16 protein-coding genes, 1 tRNA gene and 1 pseudogene are annotated in these 21,668 nt (G+C 67.9%); 9 read left to right on the top strand and 9 right to left on the bottom strand.

Annotation, left to right across the window (positions count from 1 at the left end; all coding sequences use genetic code 11):
- Window positions 1-33: 33 nt before the first annotated feature.
- A tRNA-Cys gene (locus VMT65_RS16975) sits at window positions 34-107 on the bottom strand.
- Between the two features lie 126 nt (window positions 108-233).
- On the opposite strand from VMT65_RS16975, the gene VMT65_RS16980 reads away from it, so the two are divergent.
- Entirely contained in the window at window positions 234-776 is a 543-nt protein-coding gene (locus VMT65_RS16980; RefSeq protein ID WP_326309242.1) for a MarR family winged helix-turn-helix transcriptional regulator, read from the top strand.
- 76 nt (window positions 777-852) lie between these two features.
- Entirely contained in the window at window positions 853-1,905 is a 1,053-nt protein-coding gene (locus VMT65_RS16985) for a hypothetical protein (RefSeq protein ID WP_326309243.1), read from the top strand.
- A 10-nt stretch (window positions 1,906-1,915) separates the two neighbouring features.
- Here the strand turns inward: VMT65_RS16985 and VMT65_RS16990 are convergent, their stop codons facing one another.
- From VMT65_RS16990 to VMT65_RS17010, 5 genes are read right to left on the bottom strand one after another with little or no spacing between them, the layout of a single operon-like run.
- On the bottom strand, window positions 1,916-2,692 hold the full coding sequence (locus VMT65_RS16990) for an enoyl-CoA hydratase (RefSeq protein WP_326309244.1): 777 nt from the start codon (window positions 2,690-2,692) through the stop codon (window positions 1,916-1,918).
- The gene (gene mmsB / locus VMT65_RS16995; protein ID WP_326309245.1) at window positions 2,689-3,591 is read right to left on the bottom strand and encodes a 3-hydroxyisobutyrate dehydrogenase; all 903 of its coding nucleotides are present in this window, start codon (window positions 3,589-3,591) and stop codon (window positions 2,689-2,691) included. Before mmsB ends, VMT65_RS16990 begins: the two co-directional genes overlap by 4 nt.
- Window positions 3,592-3,600: 9 nt before the next feature.
- A complete protein-coding gene (locus VMT65_RS17000; RefSeq protein ID WP_326309246.1) occupies window positions 3,601-4,683 on the bottom strand; it encodes an enoyl-CoA hydratase/isomerase family protein in 1,083 nt (360 codons plus the stop codon).
- Window positions 4,680-5,819, bottom strand: coding sequence for an acyl-CoA dehydrogenase family protein (locus tag VMT65_RS17005; protein ID WP_326309247.1), 1,140 nt, complete (start codon window positions 5,817-5,819; stop codon window positions 4,680-4,682). The genes VMT65_RS17000 and VMT65_RS17005 overlap by 4 nt, the downstream gene beginning before the upstream one ends.
- 5 nt (window positions 5,820-5,824) lie before the next feature.
- A complete protein-coding gene (locus VMT65_RS17010) occupies window positions 5,825-7,324 on the bottom strand; it encodes a CoA-acylating methylmalonate-semialdehyde dehydrogenase (RefSeq protein ID WP_326309248.1) in 1,500 nt (499 codons plus the stop codon).
- A 153-nt stretch (window positions 7,325-7,477) separates the two neighbouring features.
- Between VMT65_RS17010 and icmF the strand changes: the two genes are divergently transcribed.
- The 3 genes from icmF to VMT65_RS17025 all read left to right on the top strand — a co-directional run bounded on the left by icmF (window position 7,478) and on the right by VMT65_RS17025 (window position 13,035).
- Window positions 7,478-10,768, top strand: a complete 3,291-nt coding sequence (icmF, locus tag VMT65_RS17015) for a fused isobutyryl-CoA mutase/GTPase IcmF (protein ID WP_326309249.1) — start codon at window positions 7,478-7,480, stop codon at window positions 10,766-10,768.
- A 96-nt stretch (window positions 10,769-10,864) separates the two neighbouring features.
- Window positions 10,865-11,941 carry an amidohydrolase family protein gene (locus VMT65_RS17020; protein ID WP_326309250.1) on the top strand — a complete coding sequence of 359 codons (1,077 nt, stop codon included), beginning with the start codon at window positions 10,865-10,867 and terminating at the stop codon, window positions 11,939-11,941.
- A 107-nt stretch (window positions 11,942-12,048) separates the two neighbouring features.
- Window positions 12,049-13,035: a methyltransferase gene (locus tag VMT65_RS17025; RefSeq protein ID WP_326309251.1), complete on the top strand. Its 987-nt coding sequence runs from the start codon at window positions 12,049-12,051 to the stop codon at window positions 13,033-13,035.
- Window positions 13,036-13,040: 5 nt separating this feature from the next.
- On the opposite strand, the gene VMT65_RS17030 is transcribed toward VMT65_RS17025, so the two are convergent.
- Complete coding sequence (locus tag VMT65_RS17030) at window positions 13,041-13,742, bottom strand: TetR/AcrR family transcriptional regulator (RefSeq protein WP_326309252.1); 702 nt, start codon at window positions 13,740-13,742, stop codon at window positions 13,041-13,043.
- A 103-nt stretch (window positions 13,743-13,845) separates the two neighbouring features.
- Here VMT65_RS17030 and VMT65_RS17035 point away from each other — a divergent pair, with 103 nt between their 5' ends.
- From VMT65_RS17035 to VMT65_RS17050, 4 genes and pseudogenes are all read left to right on the top strand, one after another.
- Window positions 13,846-14,682 carry an SDR family NAD(P)-dependent oxidoreductase gene (locus tag VMT65_RS17035; RefSeq protein WP_326309253.1) on the top strand — a complete coding sequence of 279 codons (837 nt, stop codon included), beginning with the start codon at window positions 13,846-13,848 and terminating at the stop codon, window positions 14,680-14,682.
- 22 nt (window positions 14,683-14,704) lie between these two features.
- Complete coding sequence (locus VMT65_RS17040) at window positions 14,705-15,628, top strand: ferritin-like domain-containing protein (RefSeq protein ID WP_326309254.1); 924 nt, start codon at window positions 14,705-14,707, stop codon at window positions 15,626-15,628.
- Between the two features lie 425 nt (window positions 15,629-16,053).
- A pseudogene (locus tag VMT65_RS38465) lies at window positions 16,054-16,269 on the top strand (4-hydroxyacetophenone monooxygenase); the annotation flags it as partial.
- Between the two features lie 23 nt (window positions 16,270-16,292).
- Window positions 16,293-17,816, top strand: coding sequence for a flavin-containing monooxygenase (locus tag VMT65_RS17050; protein WP_442790283.1), 1,524 nt, complete (start codon window positions 16,293-16,295; stop codon window positions 17,814-17,816).
- A 1-nt stretch (window position 17,817) separates the two neighbouring features.
- On the opposite strand, the gene VMT65_RS17055 is transcribed toward VMT65_RS17050, so the two are convergent.
- Both VMT65_RS17055 and VMT65_RS17060 read right to left on the bottom strand, forming a co-directional pair.
- Entirely contained in the window at window positions 17,818-18,588 is a 771-nt protein-coding gene (locus VMT65_RS17055; protein WP_326309257.1) for an SWIM zinc finger family protein, read from the bottom strand.
- On the bottom strand, window positions 18,585-21,410 hold the full coding sequence (locus VMT65_RS17060) for a DEAD/DEAH box helicase (protein WP_326309258.1): 2,826 nt from the start codon (window positions 21,408-21,410) through the stop codon (window positions 18,585-18,587). The genes VMT65_RS17055 and VMT65_RS17060 overlap by 4 nt, the downstream gene beginning before the upstream one ends.
- Window positions 21,411-21,668 lie beyond the last annotated feature (258 nt).

Consider the following 21,668-nt stretch of genomic DNA (forward strand, 5'->3'; position numbering starts at 1 on the left):
TCCCATGTCCGGCATGGGAGGCGTTTCCGTCGATGGAGCGAGCGGCGGGAGTCGAACCCGCGTACACGGCTTTGCAGACCGCCACCTGGCCACTCGGTCACACCCGCATCGTGGCACCAATAATGCGGCGAATCGGGCACGCCGCCAACGTTTCGAATCATCGTGATTCCGACCGATGTCCGGATCGGCTCGGCATTGCGACCAAGCGGTCCGCGACGTGCGATGATCGGGACATGTCGCGTCCACGTCCGCTGCCGCTCGATCCGATCGAGGAGGCGCATCGCCAGTGGACGGAGCACGGGTGGGGGGACGTGGCCGACGGGATGGCCGCGGTGACCTCGCTGGTGCGGGCCCAGCAGATCGTGATGGCCCGGGTCGACGAAGCTTTGCGACCGACCGGTTTGACCTTTTCTCGGTACGAGCTACTCATGTTGCTGAGCTTCAGCAAAACCGGCGCGCTGCCCATGGCGGTGGCCAGTGCCCGCCTGCAGGTGCACCCCACCTCGGTCACCAACACCGTCGACCGCCTGGAAGCCGCGCAGTTGGTGAAGCGCGTCCCGCATCCGAGCGACCGGCGCGCCACGCTCATCGAAATAACCGATGCCGGAAGGGATTTGGTAGCCAAGGCCACCATCGAACTGAACCGGCGAGTTTTCGCCGAGGCCGGTCTGCCGCCGGAACGATTGCAGTTGCTGCTGCAATTGCTGGCGGAGTTCCGGCAGGCCGCCGGCGACTTCGATCCGGGTAGCTCGCCGACGCGCTGGGCCGGTCAGTAACCCTTCAGCGACTCAGCAGCCAATTTCCTGCGTCATAGTCTTGGATTCGGCTCGCAAAAGGTTCACCATTGAGGCCATGGTGCTGGTCCTCGGGGTGTCGGCGGGCGCTGCTGGCGCACGCGCCATGCTCACCCATTCCGACCAGCCTCACCTGCCCCCGATCGACCGCTGCAAGGTCCTACGCCGTGCCGGTGGCGGGAGCATGGAGGAGGCGGTGTTCGAGGCCATTCGGCTGATGCGCAAGTCCGCCGCCAAGCGGGACGAATTCATCACCGGCATCGCGGTGACGTGTCGCTGCAACACCCACGCCGAATCCGTCCGCACGGCCGCGGGCCGCAATCGTCTGACCGTCATCGACGAGCCGGTGGCCCAGCTCAGATATCTCCGTTTCACCGGCAGACTTCCCACCGAGGGCTCGGTCCTGCTCTACGACCTAGGCGCCTCCGGCCTGACCCTCACCCAGATCGACTGTCGAACCGATGCCGTCCTCGCCACCAAGCGCAGCACCGTCCTGGGCGGTGACGGCCACGATGCCCTGCTGCGCTGGCTGCTCAATCGCCACGGCATCACCCTGGACCTCGCCACCACCCGCAGTCAGAAGGAGGCGCTGGCCTCCGAACGCGTACTGACCGTCTGCGACCCGATCACCGGGCAGCGCACCGTGGTCACCCGCAGCGATTTCGCCGAACTGGTCGAAGCGGGCATTCATCACTCGGCGTCCTTCGTCCGCCACATGATCGACGAGACCGGCGTCAAGCCGACGGGCATCGCCCTCCTGGGCGGGTGCACCCGCAACAAGAGCATTCGGGACGAGCTGAAACAGCAGCTGGATCTCCCGTTGATCTACGATCCGGAACCGGAATTCGTCTCCACCCGCGGCGCGGTCCTGCTGGCCGCCGAACGGCCGTCGGCCCGCAGCATCCGCAGCGTCCATATGACGCCACACGGGGCACACGAGGCCCCGTCCTCCTCCCCGGTGTCCCGCCGCAAACTCGTTGCGGCGGTGGCGGTTACCGCGACGCTCGGCGGCACGATCGTCGGCGCGCTGGCCATGAACCGCGACGGCGGCGACCACACCGACGGCAAGCCGCCGACCGTCGAGGTGGTCGGGCCGCCGAAGCACGGCTGAGGCCCACGCCCTACTTGTTGGTGAAGTTCGCCGGACGCTTCTCGACGAAGGCGGTCATGCCTTCCTTCTGATCCTCGGTCGCGAACAGCGAGTGGAACACCCGACGCTCGAAGCGCAGGCCCTCGGTGAGGGTGGTCTCGAAGGCGCGGTCCACGGCCTCCTTGGCGATCATGACCGACGGCAGCGACATCGACGCGATGGTCTCGGCCACTTCCATGGCGGTGGAGACCAATTCGGCGGCGGGGACGATGCGGGAGACCAGGCCCGCGCGCTCGGCTTCCTCGGCGTCCATATTGCGGCCGGTGAGGATGAGGTCCATGGCCTTGGCCTTGCCGACGGCGCGGGTCAGGCGCTGGGAGCCGCCCATGCCGGGGATGACGCCGAGCTTGATTTCGGGCTGGCCGAACTTGGCGGTGTCGGCGGCGATGAGCAGGTCGCACATCATGGCGAGTTCGCAGCCGCCGCCGAGGGCGTAACCGGCGACCGCGGCGATGATGGGCTTGCGGAAGGCGACCAGTCGGTCCCAACCCGCGAAGTGGTCGGTGAGGAACATGTCCATGTAGGACTTGGACTGCATTTCCTTGATGTCCGCGCCGGCCGCGAAGGCCCGGTCGGATCCGGTCAGCACGACCGCGCCGATCTCATTGTCGTTCTCGAGCTCGTCGAGGGCGGCCGAGATATCGGCCAGGACCTGCGAGTTCAGCGCGTTGAGGGCCTTCGGCCGGTTCAGCGTGATGAGGGCGACGCGCCCCTTGCGCTCCAGCAGAATGGTCTCGAAGTCGGTCACGCCGTCTCTCCCTCAGATCGTTTCCGGATATCGGTGACGATAGCCGAGAAGTCCTTGCCCGCTTCGTCCTGGTTGAAGCGGCTGTAGATCTCCGCGGCGAGCAGTCCGATCTGCCCGTCGACCCCATTGCCCCGCAGCGCGCTGGCCGCCAGACCCAGGTCCTTGGTCATGAGCGCGGTCGCGAAGCCGGGCTGGTAGTCGTTGTTGGCCGGGCTGGCCGGAACCGGGCCGGGCACAGGGCAATACGAGGTGAGCGCCCAGGACTGGCCCGAGGCGGTGGAGACCACGTCGAAGAACTTCTCGTGAGTGAGCCCCAGCTTCTCGCCCAGCACAATGGCTTCCGAGAGACCGATCATGGAGATGCCCAGCAGCATGTTGTTGCAGATCTTGGCGGCCTGGCCGACGCCCGCGCCGCCGCAGTGCACGACCTTGCCGCCCATGACCTCCAAAAGCGGTAGGGCGTCGGCGAAGTCGGCGTCCGCGCCGCCCACCATGAAGGTGAGGGTGCCCGCCGCCGCGCCCGCCACGCCACCGGAGACGGGGGCGTCCAGGGCCCGATGTCCCGTCGCGGCGGCGAGTTCCGCGGCCTGCTTGGCGTCGGCGACATCGATGGTGGAGCAGTCGACGAACAGCGTGCCGGGCTTGGCGGCGGAGAGGACCTCGTTGTAGAGGTCGAGCACGATGCGGCCGTTGGGCAGCATGGTGATGACGACGTCGGAGGCCGAAACCGCTTCGGCGGCAGTCGCTACGACGGTCGCGCCGTCCGCGCGGGCCTGAGCCTGCGCGGCGGGAACGGGATCGAAGGCCAGCACGTCGTACCCGGCCTTGACCAGGTTGGCGGCCATCGGCCCGCCCATGTGGCCGAGTCCGAGGAACCCGACCTTGGTGGTATTGCTCATGATTCGTCCTTACAGTCCCAGTTCGCGATCGCCGAGCGCGCCGAAGTAGGCGTCGACGTCGGCGTCGGTGACGTCCGCCAGGGTGGCGGGCGACCACCGCGGGTTGCGGTCCTTGTCGATGACCTGGGCGCGGATGCCTTCCACCAGGTCGTGGGTGTTGAGGGAGGCGGCGGAGACCCGGTACTCCTGATTCAGCGCGGCCTCGAGGCTCGGGGCCCGACGCGCCTCGCGCAGTGAGCGCAGCGTGACCTTCAGTGCCACCGGCGATTTCGACAGCACGTCCTGCGCGGCCTTGGCGGCCTCGGCACGACCGTCGATCTGGAGCCGGTGCACGATCTCCTCGACGGTGTCGGCGCTGTAGCAGGCGTCGATCCAGTCCTGCTGGGCCACGAACTCCGAAACCGGCGCGGGCTGCGCGAATTTCGCGATGGCCACGTCGATCTCGTTGTCGTGCAACGCGTCCAGCAGCGCCGGCAGGTGTTCGGAGGGCACGAAGTAGTCGGCGAATCCGGCCGCGATGGCATCCCCGGCGGACATGCGCGCGGTGGTCAGCGCGACATGCGTGCCGATCTCGCCGGGCGCGTGCGCGAGCAGCCAGGTGCCGCCCACATCCGGGATGAAGCCGATTCCGGTCTCGGGCATGCCGACCATGGACCGCTCGGTCACGATGCGGTGCGAGGCGTGCCCGGACAGGCCCACGCCGCCACCCATGACGATGCCGTCCATGATGGCCACGTAGGGCTTCGGGTACCGCTTGATCAGGGCGTTGAGAATGTACTCGTCGCGCCAGAACTTCCCGCTCGGCGAATCCGCCGAGACCCGCGGCGAATCACCCTGGGCCACGGCGTTCTTGGCGTCATTGTGGATCGAGACGATATCGCCGCCCGCGCACAGTCCGCGCTCGCCCGCGCCGGTGAGCACCACGGCGCGCACCTCGTCGTCGTCGGCCCAGGCCCGCAGCGCGTCCAGAATGGTCAGCGCCATCGGATGGTTGAGCGCGTTGATGGCCCGCGGCCGGTTCAGCGTGATCAGGCCGAGCCCGTCCCGCTTCTCGATCAACACCTCGGCGCTTTTCGATGTCTCCGCGCTCATGCTGCTCCTACCACCGAGCGGGCGACGACCACCCGCATGATTTCGTTCGTCCCCTCGAGAATCTGATGCACCCGCAGGTCGCGAACGATCTTCTCGATGCCATATTCGGCCAGGTAACCGTAGCCACCGTGCAATTGCAGGGCCTTGTTGGCCACCTCGAACCCGGCGTCGGTGGCGAACCGCTTGGCCATGGCGCACAGCTCCACCTTGTCGGGGGCGTCGGCGTCCAGGGCCGCGGCGGCGCGCCACAGCAGGGTGCGGGCGGCCTCGAGGGAGGTCCGCATATCGGCCAGCTCGAATTGCAGGGCGGTATTGTCCAGCAGCCGCGAGCCGAAGGCCTTGCGCTGCGCCATATAGGCCACGGTCTGATCCAGCGCGGCCTGCGCCCCGCCCATCGAGCAGGCGGCGATATTGAGTCGCCCGCCATTGAGCCCGTTCATGGCGATCCGGAAACCATTGCCCTCCGCACCCAGCAGGTTGGCGGCGGGCACCCGGGCATTGTCGAGGATGACCTGGCGGGTGGGCTGCGCGTTCCAGCCCATCTTGCGCTCATTGGCCCCGAACGACAGTCCCGGGGTATCGGCCGGGACGATGAACGCCGAGATGCCGCGCGCCCCTTCGTTTCCGGTGCGCGCCATGATCACGTACACATCGCTGCTGCCCGCGCCGGAGATGAATTGCTTGACGCCGCTGAGCAGGTAGTCGTCGCCGTCGCGAACGGCCTTGGTGCTCAAGGCCGCCGCGTCGGAACCGACACCCGGTTCGGTCAGCGCGTAGGAGGCCAGCAGGTCCATGGACGTCAGCCCCGGCAGCCACCGATTGCGTTGCTTCTCATCGCCATACGTGTCGATCATCCACGTGGCCATATTGTGGATGGAGATGTAGGCGGCCACGGCCGGGCAGCCGGTGGCCAGCTGCTCGAAGATGCGCACGGCGTCCAGCCGCCGCAGCTCCGACCCGCCCACGTCCTCGCGCACGTAGATGCCGCCCAGGCCGAGCGAGCCCGCCTTGCGCAGCACATCCACCGGGAAGTGCTTGCGCTCATCCCATTCCAGGGCATTGGGCGCGAGCAGCTCGTCGGCGAAGGAGCGGGCGGTCTCGACGATCGCCTTCTCGTCCTCGTCCAGTACGAACATCAGCGTCAGTCCATGGTCGGGATGACGAAGGCATTGGACTCCTTGAGTCCCGCGGGCCAACGCTGCGTCACCGTCTTGGTCTTGGTGTAGAAGCGGATCGAGTCCGGGCCGTGCTGGTTGAGATCGCCGAAGCCGGACCGCTTCCAGCCGCCGAAGGTGTGGTAGGCGATCGGCACCGGGATCGGCACATTGATGCCGACCATGCCGACCTGCACGCGGGCCGCGAAGTCGCGGGCCGTATCGCCGTCACGGGTGAAGATGGCGACGCCATTGCCGTATTCGTGCTCGTTGGCCAGGCGCAGGCCTTCTTCGAAGTCCTTGGCGCGCACGATGGACAGCACCGGGCCGAAGATCTCTTCCTTGTAGATCCGCATGTCCGAGGTGACGCGGTCGAACAGCGTTGCGCCCGCGAAGAATCCGTCCTCGCCGCCTTCCACGACCAGGCCGCGGCCGTCGATGACCAGCTCCGCGCCCTCGTCGACGCCGATCTGCACGTAGTTGTTCACCCGGTCCACACCGTCGCGTCCGACCAGCGGCCCGAAGTCCGCGCCCGGGTCGTCGGAGACGCCGACATTGAGCTTGTTGATGCGCTCGACGAGCTTGGCGCGCAGGCGATCCGCGGTCTCCTCGCCCACCGGCACCGCCACCGAGATGGCCATGCAGCGCTCACCCGCGGAACCGTAGCCCGCGCCGATCAGCTGGTCGGCCACATCGTCGAGATCGGCATCGGGCATGACGATGGCGTGGTTCTTGGCCCCACCGAAGCACTGCGCGCGCTTACCGTTCGCGGACGCGGTCTCGTAGATGTACTGCGCGATCGGGGTGGACCCCACGAAGCCGACGGCCTTGATGCGCTCGTCGCGCAGCAGCGTGTCCACGGCCTCCTTGTCGCCATTGACGACATTGAAGATGCCCGCGGGCAGTCCGGCCTCGAGGAACAGCTCGGCCAGGCGCAGCGGCACCGAGGGGTCACGCTCGGAGGGCTTGAGCACGAAGGCATTTCCGCAGGCCAGCGCCGGACCGGCCTTCCACAGCGGGATCATGGCCGGGAAGTTGAACGGGGTGATGCCCGCGACCACGCCCAGCGGCTGCCGCATGGAGTAGACGTCGATGCCGGTGCCCGCGCTCTCGGTGTACTCGCCCTTGAGCAGATGCGGGATGCCGCAGGCGAATTCGATCACCTCGAGGCCGCGCTGGATATCGCCCTTGGCGTCGGCGATGGTCTTGCCGTGCTCGCTGGACAGCAGGGCCGCCAGCGAATCCATCTCGTCCTGCACCAGCGTCAGGAACTTCATCAGCACCCGAGCCCGCCGCTGCGGGTTCGTCGCGGCCCACGCGGGCTGCGCCGCGGCGGCATTGGCGATGACCGCCTCGACCTCACTCTTGCTCGCCAGCGGCACCTTCGCCTGCACCTGCCCGATGCTGGGGTTGAACACATCGCCGAAGTTGCCCGAAGTTCCCGGGACGTGCTTCCCGCCGACGAAGTGGGTGAGTTCGCGAACCATGCCTGGTCCTTCCACGACTTTTACAGCCTGTCTCGATGCTTGCGAAGCTTGCGCGCCGATTGCGCGTTCCGTGGCGATCCTATAGTTGGACATCCAAGTATTGGCTGTGTGATAATTCACAGCAACTACAGGCTCTCCGCGCGGAGGCAACACATGCCCGACTTGCATGTCCCGGTCAATCCAGTGCGGTTCGTGACCGCAGCGGCGCTGTTCGACGGCCATGACGCGGCCATCAACATCATGCGCAGAATCCTGCAGGCCCAGGGGGCCGAGGTGATTCACCTAGGGCATAACCGGGCCGTGCGCGAGGTCGTGGACGCGGCGGTCACCGAGGATGTGCAGGGTGTCGCGGTGAGCTCGTATCAGGGCGGGCACATCGAGTACTTCGAGTACCTGGCCAAGGCACTGAAGGAGGCCGGTGCCGAGCACGTGAAGATCTTCGGCGGCGGTGGCGGGGTCATCATTCCCGAGGAGATCGCGCGGCTCGCGGAGTCGGGCGTGACGATCTTCTCGCCGGAGGACGGGCAGCGGCTCGGCCTGCCGGGGATGATCAATCAGCTGATTTCGGCGTGCGACGTGGACCTTTCGCTGACTCCCGCGCCCGTGGAGGCCGTGCTCAGCGGGGATCGGGCGGCACTGGCGCGGACCTTGACCTGCCTGCAGCAGGGGACGCTGCCCGAGGCGGATCGAGCCGCGCTGATCGCCGCGGCGGGGGCTCGGCACGTGCCCGTGCTGGGCATCACGGGTACCGGCGGCTCCGGAAAGTCCTCTCTGACAGACGAACTCATTCGGCGGCTGCGCACCGATCAGCAGGACAAGCTGCGGGTGGCGGTGCTGGCGGTGGATCCGACGCGGCGGCGCGGCGGCGGCGCGCTGCTCGGCGACCGCATTCGCATGAACGCCCTCGACGGCGAGCGGGTCTACTTCCGGTCGCTGGCCACCCGGGGCGAGCGGGAACTGCCGCACGATATCGACACCATGGTGATCGCCTGCAAGGCAGCGGGATTCGACCTGGTCGTATTGGAGACTCCCGGCATCGGGCAGGGTGATGCCGCCATCGCCGAACACGTGGACGTCTCGCTGTATGTGATGACGCCGGAGTTCGGGGCGGCCTCCCAGCTCGAGAAGATCGACATGCTGGACTACGCGGATGTCGTGGCAATCAACAAGTTCGAGCGGCGGGGCGCCGAGGACGCGCTGCGCGACGTGTCGAGGCAACTGGTGCGCAACCGCGAGGACTTCCACGCCTCGCCCGAGGACATGCCGGTATTCGGCACCAGCGCGGCAACATTCAACGATGACGGCGTGACGGCGCTCTACCAGCACCTGGCCGGACTGCTCGGCGAGCAGGGACTGCCATTGCAGGAAGGCGTACTCCCCCGCGTCGAGACTCGGGCCTCGACGCGCTTCGCGCAGATCATTCCGCCCGCCCGCGTGCGGTATCTGGCCGAGATCGCCGAAACGGTCCGGAACTACCACGCGCAGACGGCCCGGCAGGTCGTCGCGGCGCAGCGTGTGCAGCGATTGGAGCAGGTGCTCGGCGAACTCACCTCTTCCTCGTCATCCCGGCATGCTGTTGGCCGGGATCCAGGGGTGGATTCCGGCCAAAAGCACGCCGGAATGACGGATGGGGCTGCGACGGAGGTGGCTGCCCTGCTCGAGGAGGCGCGGGCCGATCTCACGCCGGAAAACGCTGCGCTGCTGGCGGAATGGCCCGCGGTCGCCGAGTCGTATCGGGGCGAGGAGCAGGTGGTCAAGGTTCGGGACCGGGAGTTGCGGACCGCGCTGCGGCGGGAGACGCTGTCCGGCAGTTCGATTCCCCGGGTGGCGCTGCCCCGCTTCACCGATCACGGTGAGCTGCTGCGGTTCCTGCGGTCGGAGAATCTGCCGGGGCGGTTCCCGTTCACGGCGGGCGTGTTCCCGTTCAAGCGGGACAATGAGGATCCCGCGCGCATGTTCGCCGGTGAGGGCGACGCCTTCCGGACCAATCGGCGGTTCAAGGTGCTGTCCGAACACGCCGACGCCAAACGGCTTTCGACCGCCTTCGATTCGGTGACGCTGTACGGGCACGATCCGGCGGAGCGGCCCGACATCTACGGCAAGGTCGGCACCTCCGGTGTCTCCATCGCCACCCTCGACGATATGAAGGCGCTCTACGACGGGTTCGACCTGGACTCGCCGACCACCTCGGTGTCGATGACCATCAACGGTCCCGCGCCGACCATCCTCGCCTACTTCCTCAATACCGCCATCGATCAAGCGGTGGAACAGTTTTCGGCCGAGCAGGGCCGCGAGCCGACGCAGGAGGAAGCCGCCGAGCTGCGCGCCCGCACCCTGGCCACCGTGCGCGGCACCGTGCAGGCCGACATCCTCAAGGAGGATCAGGGCCAGAACACCTGCATCTTCTCCACCGAATTCAGCCTGCGCATGATGGCCGACATCCAGGAATGGTTCGTGCGCAACAGCGTTCGCAACTTCTACTCGGTCTCCATCTCCGGCTATCACATCGCCGAGGCCGGGGCGAACCCCATCAGCCAGCTGGCCTTCACCCTCGCCAACGGCTTCACCTATGTGGAGGCGTATCTGGCGCGCGGCATGCACATCGACGATTTCGCGCCCAACCTGTCGTTCTTCTTCTCCAATGGCATGGACGCCGAATACTCGGTCATCGGCCGGGTGGCGCGGCGCATCTGGGCGATCGCCATGCGCGACAAGTACGGGGCCAACGACCGGTCCCAGAAGCTCAAGTACCACATTCAGACCTCCGGGCGGTCGCTGCACGCACAGGAGATGAGCTTCAACGACATTCGCACCACGCTGCAGGCGCTCATCGCGGTCTACGACAACTGCAACAGTCTGCACACCAATGCCTACGACGAGGCGGTCACCACGCCCACCGAGGAATCGGTGCGGCGGGCGCTGGCGATTCAGCTCATCATCAATCGCGAGTGGGGATTGGCGATGAACGAGAATCCGCTGCAGGGCAGCTTCATCATCGACGAGCTCACCGACCTGGTGGAGGAGGCGGTGCTGCGGGAGTTCGAGCGCATCAGCGAGCGCGGCGGCGTGCTGGGCGCGATGGAGACCGGCTATCAGCGCGGGCGGATCCAGGACGAGTCCATGCTCTACGAACGCCGCAAGCACGAGGGCAGCCTGCCGATCATCGGCGTCAACACCTTCCGCAATCCGCACGAGGAGGAGCATCGGGTGCTGGAGTTGGCGCGGGGCACCGAGGCGGAGAAACAGTCTCAGCTGCAACGGGTTCGCGAGTTCACCGACCGGCATCGCGACGAGGCGCCCGCCGCCCTGGCCCGGCTGGCCGCGGCCGCCGCCGGTGACGACAATGTCTTCGAGGTGCTGATGGACGCGGCGCGGGTGTGCACGCTGCAGCAGATCACCGACACCTTCTTCACCGTGGGCGGGCAGTATCGGAGGAATGTCTGAGCGGGTGCGCCGGGCGCGGCAGGTCCGATTTCATGGCCGTGGACCGATGGGCGTGGAACAATCCGGAGGAGGCTGACCCAGACGGAAGGCACCCTCATGGACCTCGCGGGCATGACCGTTGTGGACGCGCACATTCACCAGTGGGATCCATTGACCACGCCGCGGGAGTTCAGCGGACTGGCCAGACTCTTCCGGTACGTGCCGGTGCCGATGGATCTGGCCAAACGGCTGGCGCCCCGGCGGGAACGCGAATTCGTCGGGGATCCAACGCCTTTCGTGCACCCTTACCTGCCGCGCGACTATCACGCGGACGCCGGGGAGGTGCCGGTCGAGGTGATCGTGCACATCGAGGTGGAGTGGAACGGCAAGGGCCCGCTCGCCCCGGCCAATGAGACGCAGTGGGTGGCGAGCCTGCCGTTCGGGGTGGACACACCGGCGCTGGGGGCGATCATCGGTGCGGGCGATCCCACCGAACCCGAATTCGCCGAACTGCTCGAAGCGCATCGGGCCGCCTCGCCGCGGTTCCGGGGCATCCGTACCCGCGTGGAGCACCACCCGGACGACGGCGTGCGCGCGACCTGCAAGGAACCGGACAAACTCGGCTCGAAGGCGTTCCTGGACGGGTTCGCGGCGCTGGCCGATCGCGGGCTCGGATTCGAGGCGTGGGTGTATTCCGGACAGCTGCCGCAGGTGACGGCGCTGGCCGAGCGATACCCCGACACCACCATCGTGCTCAACCATCTCGGTACGCCCGCGGGCATTTTCGGGCCGGTCGGCCGCAATACCGGCCAGAACCCGGGGCAGCGGCGCGAACTGTTCGTGCGCTGGCGCGATGATCTGAGCGCCTTGGCCGCGCACGCCAATGTGGTGTCCAAGGTGAGCGGGCTGATGATGCCGATCCTCGGACATCCGGTGCCCAAGCGGGGCGAGCCGACACCGGTTCCGACACTGCTGGAACGGATTTCGCCGCTGCTCGCGCACGCGCTGGACGTGTTCGGCGCGGACCGGCTGATCTGGGGCTCGAATTTCCCCGTGGACAAGTCGATTACGAGCATTCCGGACGCGGCGGAGGCGGTGGCCACCGCGCTGGCCGAACACGGGGCCGACGACAAGGCCATCGAGCAGGTGTTCCGCAGCAATGCCGAGCGGGTGTACCGGATCGACGAGCTCTGATTCCCGCCCGCCGGGACCCGAGCGGAATTCCGGCTCCCGCGACCCGGCGCTCCCGGCCCGGCCGATTTGCCGTTGCCGGAGCGTCGCTGTGGCTATCGTGATGCGCCATGGAGCGGATCCTGCGGATCGGAATGGGTTTCTGGGAGTCCCGGACCTTGCTCAGCGCCGTCGAGCTCGGGGTGTTCACGGTGCTCGGGCATCGGCAGCTGACCGCCGAGCAATTGCAGCGCGAACTCGGCCTGCACCCGCGCGCGGCGCGCGACTTCTTCGACGCCCTGGTGGCCATGGACATGCTGCGCCGCACCGACGACCGCTACGCCAATACCGCCGACACCGCCACCTACCTGGACAGCACCGGCAGCGAGTACATCGGCGGATTCCTGGAGATGGCGGCCGCGCGGCTGTATCCGTTCTGGGGCGGGCTCACCGAGGGCCTGCGCACCGGGCTGCCGCAGAACGAGGCCAAGAACGGGGGCGACTTCTTCACCGCGCTGTACCGAGATCCGCAGCGGCTCTACGACTTTCAGCGCGCGATGACCGGGTTGTCACTCCCCAGCGCGCACGCCATCGCCGAGGTGTTCCCCTGGCATCGGTGGAAGACGGTGGCCGATATCGGCACCGCGCAGGGCGCGCTGTTGCGGACCGTGCTCGAGACCAATCCACACCTGCACGGCATCGGCTACGACCTGCCGCCGGTGGCGCCCATTTTCACCGAATACAGTGAGCCGGTGGCGGATCGGGTCGTCTTCGAACCCGGCGACTTCCGCACCGACGACCTGCCCGAGGCCGACGTCCTCGTCATGGGCCACATCCTGCACGACTGGGACCTGCCCACCAAGAAGATGCTGCTGGCCAAGGCGTACGCGGCCCTGCCCGAAGGCGGCGCGCTCCTGGTCTACGAGTCCCTCATCGACGATGACCGCCGCACCAACCTGCAGGGCCTGCTCATGAGCCTCAATATGCTCATCGAAACCCCGGGCGGCTTCGACTACACCGCCGCCGACCTCCGAACCTGGCTCGCCGAAGCGGGTTTCCACGACCCCCAAACCGAACACCTCGCCGGACCCGAATCCATGGTCTGGGCGCTGAAGTAACGCGCTCAGTCCGGCAGCGCGAGGTATTGCGTGCCGAGCAGGTCGGCGGTGCGGCTCACGTGGTCGATGATGCGGTCGGCGTCGGCGGTGATGGTGCCGGTGCGCCAGGCGGTGAGGAGCTCTATGAAGCCGCCTATGCCCATGAGGACGCCCATGCGCAGATCGGATTCGTCGACGCCGGGGCGCAGGTAGGGGCGGGCGGTGGCGATCAGGAGATCGGTGGATTCGGTGAGCAATTCGGTGCGGCGCTCCTCGAGGACCCGACTGCCCGCGTGATCGCCGAACAGGATGCGGGCCGGGCCCTCCGACTGGAGGGCGACCGCGCGGGCGATGGCCAGGTGCAGGATGCCCAGCGCCGGATGCTGGAGGTTCTCCGCCACCACCGCCGAGAGCTCGGCCAGCACTTGGAAACCGACCTCGTCCCAGACCGCGCCCAACAGGTCGTCGCGATCGGCGAAATGCTCGTAGAAGTAGCGGTCGTTGAGGCCGGCGCGGGTGCACACACCGCGCATGGTAACGGCGGCCCAGCCGTTTTCGAGCCAGATGTCCAAGCCCGCCGCGATCAGCCGCGCACGTCGCTCGGCGCGGCGTTCCTCCTGCGTGCGCCCGCCCCACGTGCCGCCGCGCCGGGGGTGCGCGTCCTGTGCGGGTAACTCCGTTGCCGCCCTTGCCGAAGCGCGTGCGGCCGCCGGTGCGGACCTGTCCATAGTTGACAAAGTAGCGCACCGGGAGCCTAATTGGTGGCAGGTGCGGCCAGTGGTGGCATACGCCACCAATTGCCCGACCGGACGGCACTTCCCGGGAGTTCCCATGCGACTCAATCCCTTCGGCGGGTCCCGACGCACGCGGCAGGCGGACGCGGTGGTGACCGGCGCGGGCAGCGGCATCGGCCAGGCCTTCGCCGTCGAGATCGGACGGCGCGGCGGCCGGGTCGTCTGCTCCGACATCGATCCGGACCGGGCCCGCGCCACCGTCGAATTGGTCGCCGCCGCAGGGGGAAAGGCCTTCGACACCGTCTGCGATGTGAGCAGCCTGGCCCAGGTGACCACCCTCGCCCACACGGCCGAGGAGTGGTTCGGCAAGAGCCCGGACCTGGTGGTCAACAATGCGGGCATCGGCCGCGGCGGCACCCTCATCGGCGAAACCCCGCCCGCCGAATGGCATCAGGTGCTCGACGTGAATCTGTGGGGCGTCATCCACGGCTGCCACGTCTTCACGCCCCGCCTGCGCGAGGCCGGGCACGGCTCGATCGTGAATGTCGCCTCCGCCGCCGCCTTCGGCTCCGCGCCGCGCATGGCCGCCTACAACGTGAGCAAGGCCGGGGTGCTGGCGCTGTCGGAGACCCTCGCCGCGGAGTTGTCCGGCACCGACGTCACCGTCACCGTGCTGTGCCCCACGGGCGTTCGCACCAACATTCTGGAAGGCGTCACGATCGGCGACGAGAACGTGCAGCGCTGGGGCGACCGCCTCATTCGCTGGACCGGCCGCCCGCCCGCGTCGATCGCCCGCACCACCCTCGACGCCGTGGATCGGGGCCAGTTCTACGTGGTCCCGCAGATCGAGGCCAAGGCCATCTGGCAGTCCAAGCGACTACTGCCCGATACCTACACCCGCGCCGCCGGACTGCTGGAGCGGCTGGTGCGGTAGTTCCACAGCAAGGAGTTGAACAATGGCGTTCGCGTATTCCGACATGCTCACCGTCATCCAGGATCGACAGTGGGCGCTGGCCGATATCGACTGGGACGCACCGGGAGCCGAGCTCATCACCGACGAACAGCGCCCCACGTTGGCCCGGTTCATGGCCGATCTGGTGTGGATCGAACACGTGGGTGCGCGCGGATTCGCCGCGCTCACGCTGCGCGCGCCGGACGGGCCGCTCAAGGAGATCTACCGGTACTTCCACGCCGAGGAGCAGAAGCACGCCAATGCCGAACTGGCCCTGATGCGACGCTGGGGCATGCTCGACGGGGACGCGATGCCGGTGCCCAACAAGAACATTCGGCTCGTCATCCAATGGCTGGACCGCTACGGGGACGGGCTGACGCTGCCGGTGCTGGGCACGGTGATCCCGTCGCTGGAGTGCGCACTGGACGGCGCGCTGGTCAAGTTCCTGCTCGACGAGGTGCGAGATCCGCTGTGCCACGAGGTGTTCCGACACATCAACAGCGACGAGTCCCGGCATCTGGCGGTCGGATTCCAGGTGCTCGAACAGCTCGGGGCCGGGCCGATGCGGCGCATCGCCATCGAGACGGCGGGGTATGCGCTGCGGCCCACCTTCCTGCTGGGCGCGGTGCTCTACACACCGCTGCTGTCGCGCATGTCCACCAACATCATGGCCATGGGGCTGGACGAGGAGAAGCTCTGGAATGCCGTGCGGCGCTACGAGAAGGCCGGTGAGCGCAGCCCGGACATCAAGCGCGTGCCGCTGTATCACGTGGTCCGGCTGCACGGCATGGCCGCCATCAACCGCTGGCAGCCGGTGCAGGGCATCAACGACGCGCTCAACAAGGCCATCGACCACTTCCCCACCCGCGTCCTGCGTCGCACCCCGTCGTGGTCCAAGGCGCTGACCTACGAGCCGGTGGCGAAATGAGCGCCCCGCAGCGCCGGGACGACTCCCGGAGAAGCCGCGAAACCTACACCGGACCCATCGTGCACTGCGCCCACTGGCGCGACCAGCACGAACTCGACCGCCTCCATGTCGCCGTCATCGGCGGCGGCACCGCCCTGGCCAGGGTGGTGCCGCCGGTCGTCGATCAGGCCCGGCGCGTGACCGTCTTCCAGCACGACCCGATCTGGATCCTGCCCACCCCACCGCTACCTGGCGCTCGAACGCTGTTGCGCCAGTTGCCCAAAGCGCCCGTCCTCCCCGTCATTCCGGCGCGCTTTTGGCCGGAATCCACCCCGATCGGTGACAGTGCGGCCGGTGTGGATCCCGGCCAAAAGCATGCCGGAATGACGGAGGGGGTTGGCGGACAGGTGCTGCGGCGGGTGGGCGAGGAGGTCCTGCGGCTGGTGGCGGCGGTGAATCTTCGCCTACAGGTGGGCGATTCGTGGCAGCGGCGGCAGTTGACGCCGGATCGGGCGGCCGCGGTGCGGGTGCACGGTCGCTATTACCGGGCCCTCGAGCGGGACAACTGCACGCTCGTCTCCTGGCCCATCGCCCGGCTCGCGCCGCTCGGGATTCGCACCGTGGACGGGATCGAGCATCGGGTGGACTGCATCATCTACGCGGAGGACACGCTGTGACCAGCACTGTGGTTGACCATGAGATCGTCATTGTGGGCGCGGGGTTCTCGGGGATCGGGACGGCCATCGCCCTGCGCAAGGCGGGATTCGACGACTTCCTCATGATCGACGAGGCCGACGGGGTGGGCGGGACCTGGCATTGGAACACCTATCCCGGTATCGCCGTGGACATTCCGTCGTTCAGCTACCAGTATTCGTTCGAGAAGCAGCGGTCCTGGTCGCGGGTGTACGCACCCGGCCGGGAGCTGAAGGCGTACGCCGAGCACTGCGTGAAGAAGTACGGGCTGCGACCGCGAATCCGGTTCGGCACCAATATCTCCCGCGCGGACTTCGACGACGCCCTCCACCTGTGGCGGGTGCGGACCTCGGACGGAGACGAGATCACCTGCCGGTACCTCATCGGCGCGACCGGTGTCCTGACTCGCCCCAAGCTGCCGGATATCCCTGGCGCGGAACGGTTCCGGGGCATCACCATGCACACCGCGCGCTGGGACCATGGCATCGACCTGCGGGGCAAGCGAGTCGGCATCATCGGCACCGGTGCGTCCGCGATCCAGATCATTCCCGAGATCGCCAAGGAGGTCGCGGAACTCACCGTGTTCCAACGCACCCCGATCTGGTGCCTGCCCCGGCCGGACGCGCCCATGCCGCCCGCGGTGCGCACCCTCATGCGGCTGCCGGGCGGGCAATTCCTCACCCGGTGGTTGAGCCAGGCGTTCGTGGAGATCACCTTCCCGCTCTCGGCGCACTACTACAAGGTGCTGCCCGTGGTGAAGCTCGGCGAGCGCTCGGGCCTGGCCCATCTGCGCGAACAGGTGAAGGACCCGGTGGTGCGCGAGAAGCTCACACCGAAGTACGCCCTCGGCTGCAAGCGGCCCTCGTTCTCCAACGACTATCTGAAGACCTTCAACCGCGAGAACGTCACGCTCGAAACCGATCCCATTACCGAGATCACCGCCAGCGGACTGCGCACCACCGGCCGTCACCACCAAGTCGACGTGCTCATCATGGCGACCGGGTTCAAGGTCATGGAGTCGGGCAATATGCCCACCTTCGACCTGCACGGCAGCGGCGGCCTCCGCCTCGAGGACTGGTGGGACAGCAACCGCCTCCAGGCCTACGAGGGCGTCAGCGTCCCCGGCTTCCCCAACTTCTTCACCATCATCGGCCCCTACGGCTACAACGGCGCGTCCTATTTCACGCTCATTGAAATGCAGACCACCCACATCCTGCGCCTGCTGCGTCAGGCCCGCCGCCGGGCCGCCACCCGCATCGAGGTCACCCCCGAGGCGAATGAGCGCTACTTCGACGAAATGCTGTCCCGCCGTGGCACCCAGGTGTTCTGGCAGGACAGCTGCGCCCTCGCCAACAGCTATTACTTCGACAAGAACGGCGATGTCCCGTTGCGCGCCATGAGCACCCCCGAAGCAGCGTGGCGCGCAGCCCATTTCGACCTGAACGACTACGCCTTTTCCGCACTGGAACAGCACGGCTCGACCGAACGACCGGCCGAACGCACCGCGACCGCGTAGGTCAGGCGTCGAGGGAGCGGTAGAGGGCACGCAGTTGGCGCAGGCCCGCGGCGACCTGCTGCTCGTCCTCGGCGGTCATGCGCAGGGCCTGGCGGAGCAGGACGGCGTCGAGATCGTCCGGCGCTGGCCGGAATTCGGGCTTCGGCAGGGCCGGGAGGGCGATGTCGTTGCCGTAGGGATCCGCGGATTCCATTGCGGCAGTCTGGCGTTGGACACTGCCGATCAGGTCGTCGAGATCGACGCCGCGCAGGGTGAGCAGCTCGGTGGGGCGCTCGTCGAGACGTTCGGCGATCACGTAGCAGACGGCGGCCACATGCTTGCAGGGCCAGCCGGAATCGGGGCAGTTGCAGGAGAAGTCGAGTTCCGACGCGGTGGTGGGCAGCAGCAGCGGACCGAGCGCCTTGGGCAGGGTGCCCGCGGCGATCTCGCCCAGTGTGCCCGGGGTGGAACGGACCAGGTCCACGAGTTCGGTCAGCCGATCGTCACGCAGCTGCCGCATGGTGAGCACCGAGATGAACGGGCGCGGCTGGCTGCCCTGCACTTCCGCGCTGACCAGCCCCGGCTCCAGCCGGTAGTTCACCACCTGCCCGGTGCGTGCGTAGGAGCGGCCGCGGGCGAGCCGACCCTGATCGGCCACCTGCTCCACGGCCTCCAGAAACGCCCGGCCCCACCAGGTTTTGGCGAAGGCCGTCCCGCGGCGACTGCGCGGCTGCACCCCGCCGCGCACCGGGCGGCGCTCACCGAACTCACCGAAATCGATGTAGGTGTTCATTCGCCCACCGCCTCCGCGCCCAGGGCGAACAGTTCGCGCAGTTCCTCGTCGCCGAGCTCGGTGATCCAGTGCTCGCCGGTGCCGACGGTGAGATCGGCGAGTTGGCTCTTGCCCTTCAGCATGTCGTCCACGCGCTCCTCGATGGTGTCGACGCAGACCAGCTTGCGGACCTGGACGTCGCGGCGCTGACCGATGCGGAAGGCGCGGTCGGTGGCCTGGTTCTCGACCGCCGGATTCCACCAGCGATCCAGGTGCACAACGTGATTGGCGGCGGTCAGATTGAGTCCGGTGCCACCGGCCTTGAGCGACAACAGCATCAACGGAGGGCCGTCCGAGTCCTCCTGGAAGCGGGTGACCATGTCGTCGCGGCGCTGTTTGGTGACCCCGCCGTGCAGGAACGGCACCTCGGTGCCGAAACGCTCGGACAGATACGGGGCCAACAGGTTTCCGAATTCGGCGAACTGGGTGAAGAGCAGGGCGCGCTCACCGTCGGCGATGACCGACTCGAGAATGTCCTCCACCAGCCCCAGCTTGCCGGAGCGGTGGTGGCCGCGCCGCAGGACGGCGGAGCCGTCATTGAGGAAGTGCGCGGGATGGTTGCACACCTGCTTGAGCCGGGTCAGCGCGGCCAAGACCGCGCCCTTGCGCTCCATGCCCTTTGCGGCCTTCAGCTTGGCCGACATATCGTCCAGCACGGCCTGATACAGCGCGGCCTGCTCCACGGTGAGATTGGCCCGCACCGTCATCTCGATCTTCTCCGGGAGATCGGAGATGACGGCCGGATCGGTCTTCACCCGGCGCAGCACGAACGGTGAGGTGATGGCACGCAGCCGAGTCACGGCGTTCTCGTCGTGTTCGCGCTCGATCGGCACCGCGAAACGCGCGTGGAACTCCGAGGCCTTCCCCAACAGCTTGGGATTGGCGAAATCCAGGATCGAACGCAATTCCTCGAGCCGGTTCTCCACCGGAGTTCCGGTGAGCGCCAGGCGATGTCGCGCCGGAATCAGCCGGGCCGCGCGCGCCTGCCGGGTGCCCGCGTTCTTGACGTGCTGCGCTTCGTCGAGCGCCACCCGCTGCCACGGCTGACGCTTCAGCTCCTCGACATCGCGGGCCAGCAGGGCGTAGGTGGTGATCACCAGATCCGCATCCGCCACCGCCGCGTCCAGGGCCGCGCCCGATCGGCGATTGGCCCCGTGATGCACCAGCACACGTAGATCGGGGGCGAAGCGCTGAGCCTCGCGCTGCCAGTTGCCGACCACCGACATCGGGCACACCAGCAGGGTCGGCCCCACGGATTCGTCCGCGGCGGCGGCGCTTTCGCGTTCGTGCACCAGCAGCGCCAGCACCTGCACCGTCTTGCCCAGACCCATGTCGTCGGCCAGGATCGCGCCGCAGCCCAGCCGGCTCATGGTCGCCAGCCAGGACAGCCCGCGCTGCTGATACGGACGCAGCTGCGCCTTCAACCCGACCGGGTCGGGCACCGGCTCTGCCTGCCGCTCACCGTCGAAAAGCTCTGCGGCCCAACCGGTCGCGCTGATCTCCTCGAGCGGCACCCCGGTCACCGGATGCGCGGACAGCTCCGCGAACAGGCCGCCGATCGTGGTCTCGGTCTCATCGGTGCGGCCCGACACGTAGTCGGCCGCGGCCGCCAGCATGCGGTGATCGGCCTGCACCCACTCGCCGCGCAGCTTCACCAGATCCGATTTCGCATCCACCAGCCGCGACATCTCCGCGGGCGTCAACACCACATCGCCGAGCGCCAACTCCCACCGGAAGGACACCAATCCCTTGAGCCCCACCGCGGTTTCGGTGGCCGCGGGGCTCTGCACCTTCAGCTTCATGGCCGGTGCGGCGATCCGCCAGGCCCGCGGCAGCATGAGCCGCACCCCGGCCGATTGCAGCGCGCCCGCGCCGTGCGCCACCAGATCCATCACCACCTCGGTGGGCAGGAACAGATCCATGCTGCGCACATCGCCGGGCAGGTCCCGCAGTCGCGGATACGCCTGCTTGGCCGCGGTCAACTTCTCCCCCGCGATCCGCATCAGAACCGGGTCCCCCGGCAGCAGAACCGGTTGCGGCGCTTCACCTTCCGCGCGCAGGCACACCTCGAGCCGCCACAGTTCGCCCGACTCCTCCCCGTCGGGTTCGAGCAGCCGCAGCACCAATTCCGGCTCGTCCGCGGTGAGACTGGTGCGCCAATCGTCGAGTACCGATGCCACCCGATGCGATCCGGTCTCGAGCGGCGCGGCCTCCAGCAGCGCGGTCAGCAAGGGATGCGGCGCGGACTCCGCGCCCGTCTGCGCGGGAATGCGCATGCGGGCGATGGGATCGGCCAATTCGGCGATCAGATTCTCGAGCAGTTCCCCCGGCCGCCCGGCCACCTGCAGGGCGGCCGGCATGGCCACCGCCAATTCCGCCAGCCACGCCCGCTGCCGCTGCCCGCCCAGCAGCCGCCACCGCACCCACCACTGCCCGTCATCGCGCCACACCTCCGGCACGATCCGACCGGCCCGCACCCAGCGTTCGACCCCGCGCGCCACGTGCCCGAGAAAACGCAGATCCCCGGCGACCCCGGGGGCCGGAAGGTCCTGCAGTAGCACCCGGGCCGCCATTTCCGGGGCCAGCGCATGCGCCCTGAGCTGCGTCTTCTCCGGCCCATACGGGCCGTTCACCAGGACCTGCGCCTTGTGCCGCCATTTCGCGGCCTGCACGATCGCCCCCAGCGGGTCCGGCACGCTCAGCGCGTCGATGGCCGCGACGGCATCGTCCGGGTCGTGCCAAAGCACCAACCCGGACCCCGGCGACCACAGTCCGTGCAGCATCCGCCCATCCAACCAGCCCCCGCCGACAACCCCGAGTCACCGCCCCCTCGACATGGGGTTTCCGATTCGACGGCCCGGGGAACTCTGCTGCGCCGTTTCCCCCTTTATTTCTGATCGGATACGGCACATACTGGATAAATCCGCAGGTCACCGCATAGGTCGGTGTTGGCTGTGTCCAGTGCACAACGTCGTTGTACCCGGATGGCGGCCGAGCGGGGCGCACCCGACAATCAACCGCGACTCAATCCGGGGCCGTGG

It is taken from the genome of Nocardia sp. CDC153, from assembly GCF_035818515.1.
Classification (GTDB): Bacteria; Actinomycetota; Actinomycetes; order Mycobacteriales; family Mycobacteriaceae; genus Nocardia.

Bases quoted from the DNA above. Each gene is read 5' to 3' on its own strand.
- VMT65_RS16980 (WP_326309242.1), top strand. From the start codon at position 234: ATGTCGCGTCCACGTCCGCTGCCGCTCGATCCGATCGAGGAGGCGCAT.
- VMT65_RS16985 (WP_326309243.1), top strand. From the start codon at position 853: ATGGTGCTGGTCCTCGGGGTGTCGGCGGGCGCTGCTGGCGCACGCGCC.
- mmsB (WP_326309245.1), bottom strand. From the start codon at position 3,591: ATGAGCAATACCACCAAGGTCGGGTTCCTCGGACTCGGCCACATGGGC.
- VMT65_RS17000 (WP_326309246.1), bottom strand. From the start codon at position 4,683: ATGAGCGCGGAGACATCGAAAAGCGCCGAGGTGTTGATCGAGAAGCGG.
- VMT65_RS17005 (WP_326309247.1), bottom strand. From the start codon at position 5,819: ATGTTCGTACTGGACGAGGACGAGAAGGCGATCGTCGAGACCGCCCGC.
- VMT65_RS17010 (WP_326309248.1), bottom strand. From the start codon at position 7,324: ATGGTTCGCGAACTCACCCACTTCGTCGGCGGGAAGCACGTCCCGGGA.
- icmF (WP_326309249.1), top strand. From the start codon at position 7,478: ATGCCCGACTTGCATGTCCCGGTCAATCCAGTGCGGTTCGTGACCGCA.
- VMT65_RS17020 (WP_326309250.1), top strand. From the start codon at position 10,865: ATGGACCTCGCGGGCATGACCGTTGTGGACGCGCACATTCACCAGTGG.
- VMT65_RS17025 (WP_326309251.1), top strand. From the start codon at position 12,049: ATGGAGCGGATCCTGCGGATCGGAATGGGTTTCTGGGAGTCCCGGACC.
- VMT65_RS17030 (WP_326309252.1), bottom strand. From the start codon at position 13,742: ATGGACAGGTCCGCACCGGCGGCCGCACGCGCTTCGGCAAGGGCGGCA.
- VMT65_RS17035 (WP_326309253.1), top strand. From the start codon at position 13,846: ATGCGACTCAATCCCTTCGGCGGGTCCCGACGCACGCGGCAGGCGGAC.
- VMT65_RS17040 (WP_326309254.1), top strand. From the start codon at position 14,705: ATGGCGTTCGCGTATTCCGACATGCTCACCGTCATCCAGGATCGACAG.
- VMT65_RS17055 (WP_326309257.1), bottom strand. From the start codon at position 18,588: ATGAACACCTACATCGATTTCGGTGAGTTCGGTGAGCGCCGCCCGGTG.
- VMT65_RS17060 (WP_326309258.1), bottom strand. From the start codon at position 21,410: ATGCTGCACGGACTGTGGTCGCCGGGGTCCGGGTTGGTGCTTTGGCAC.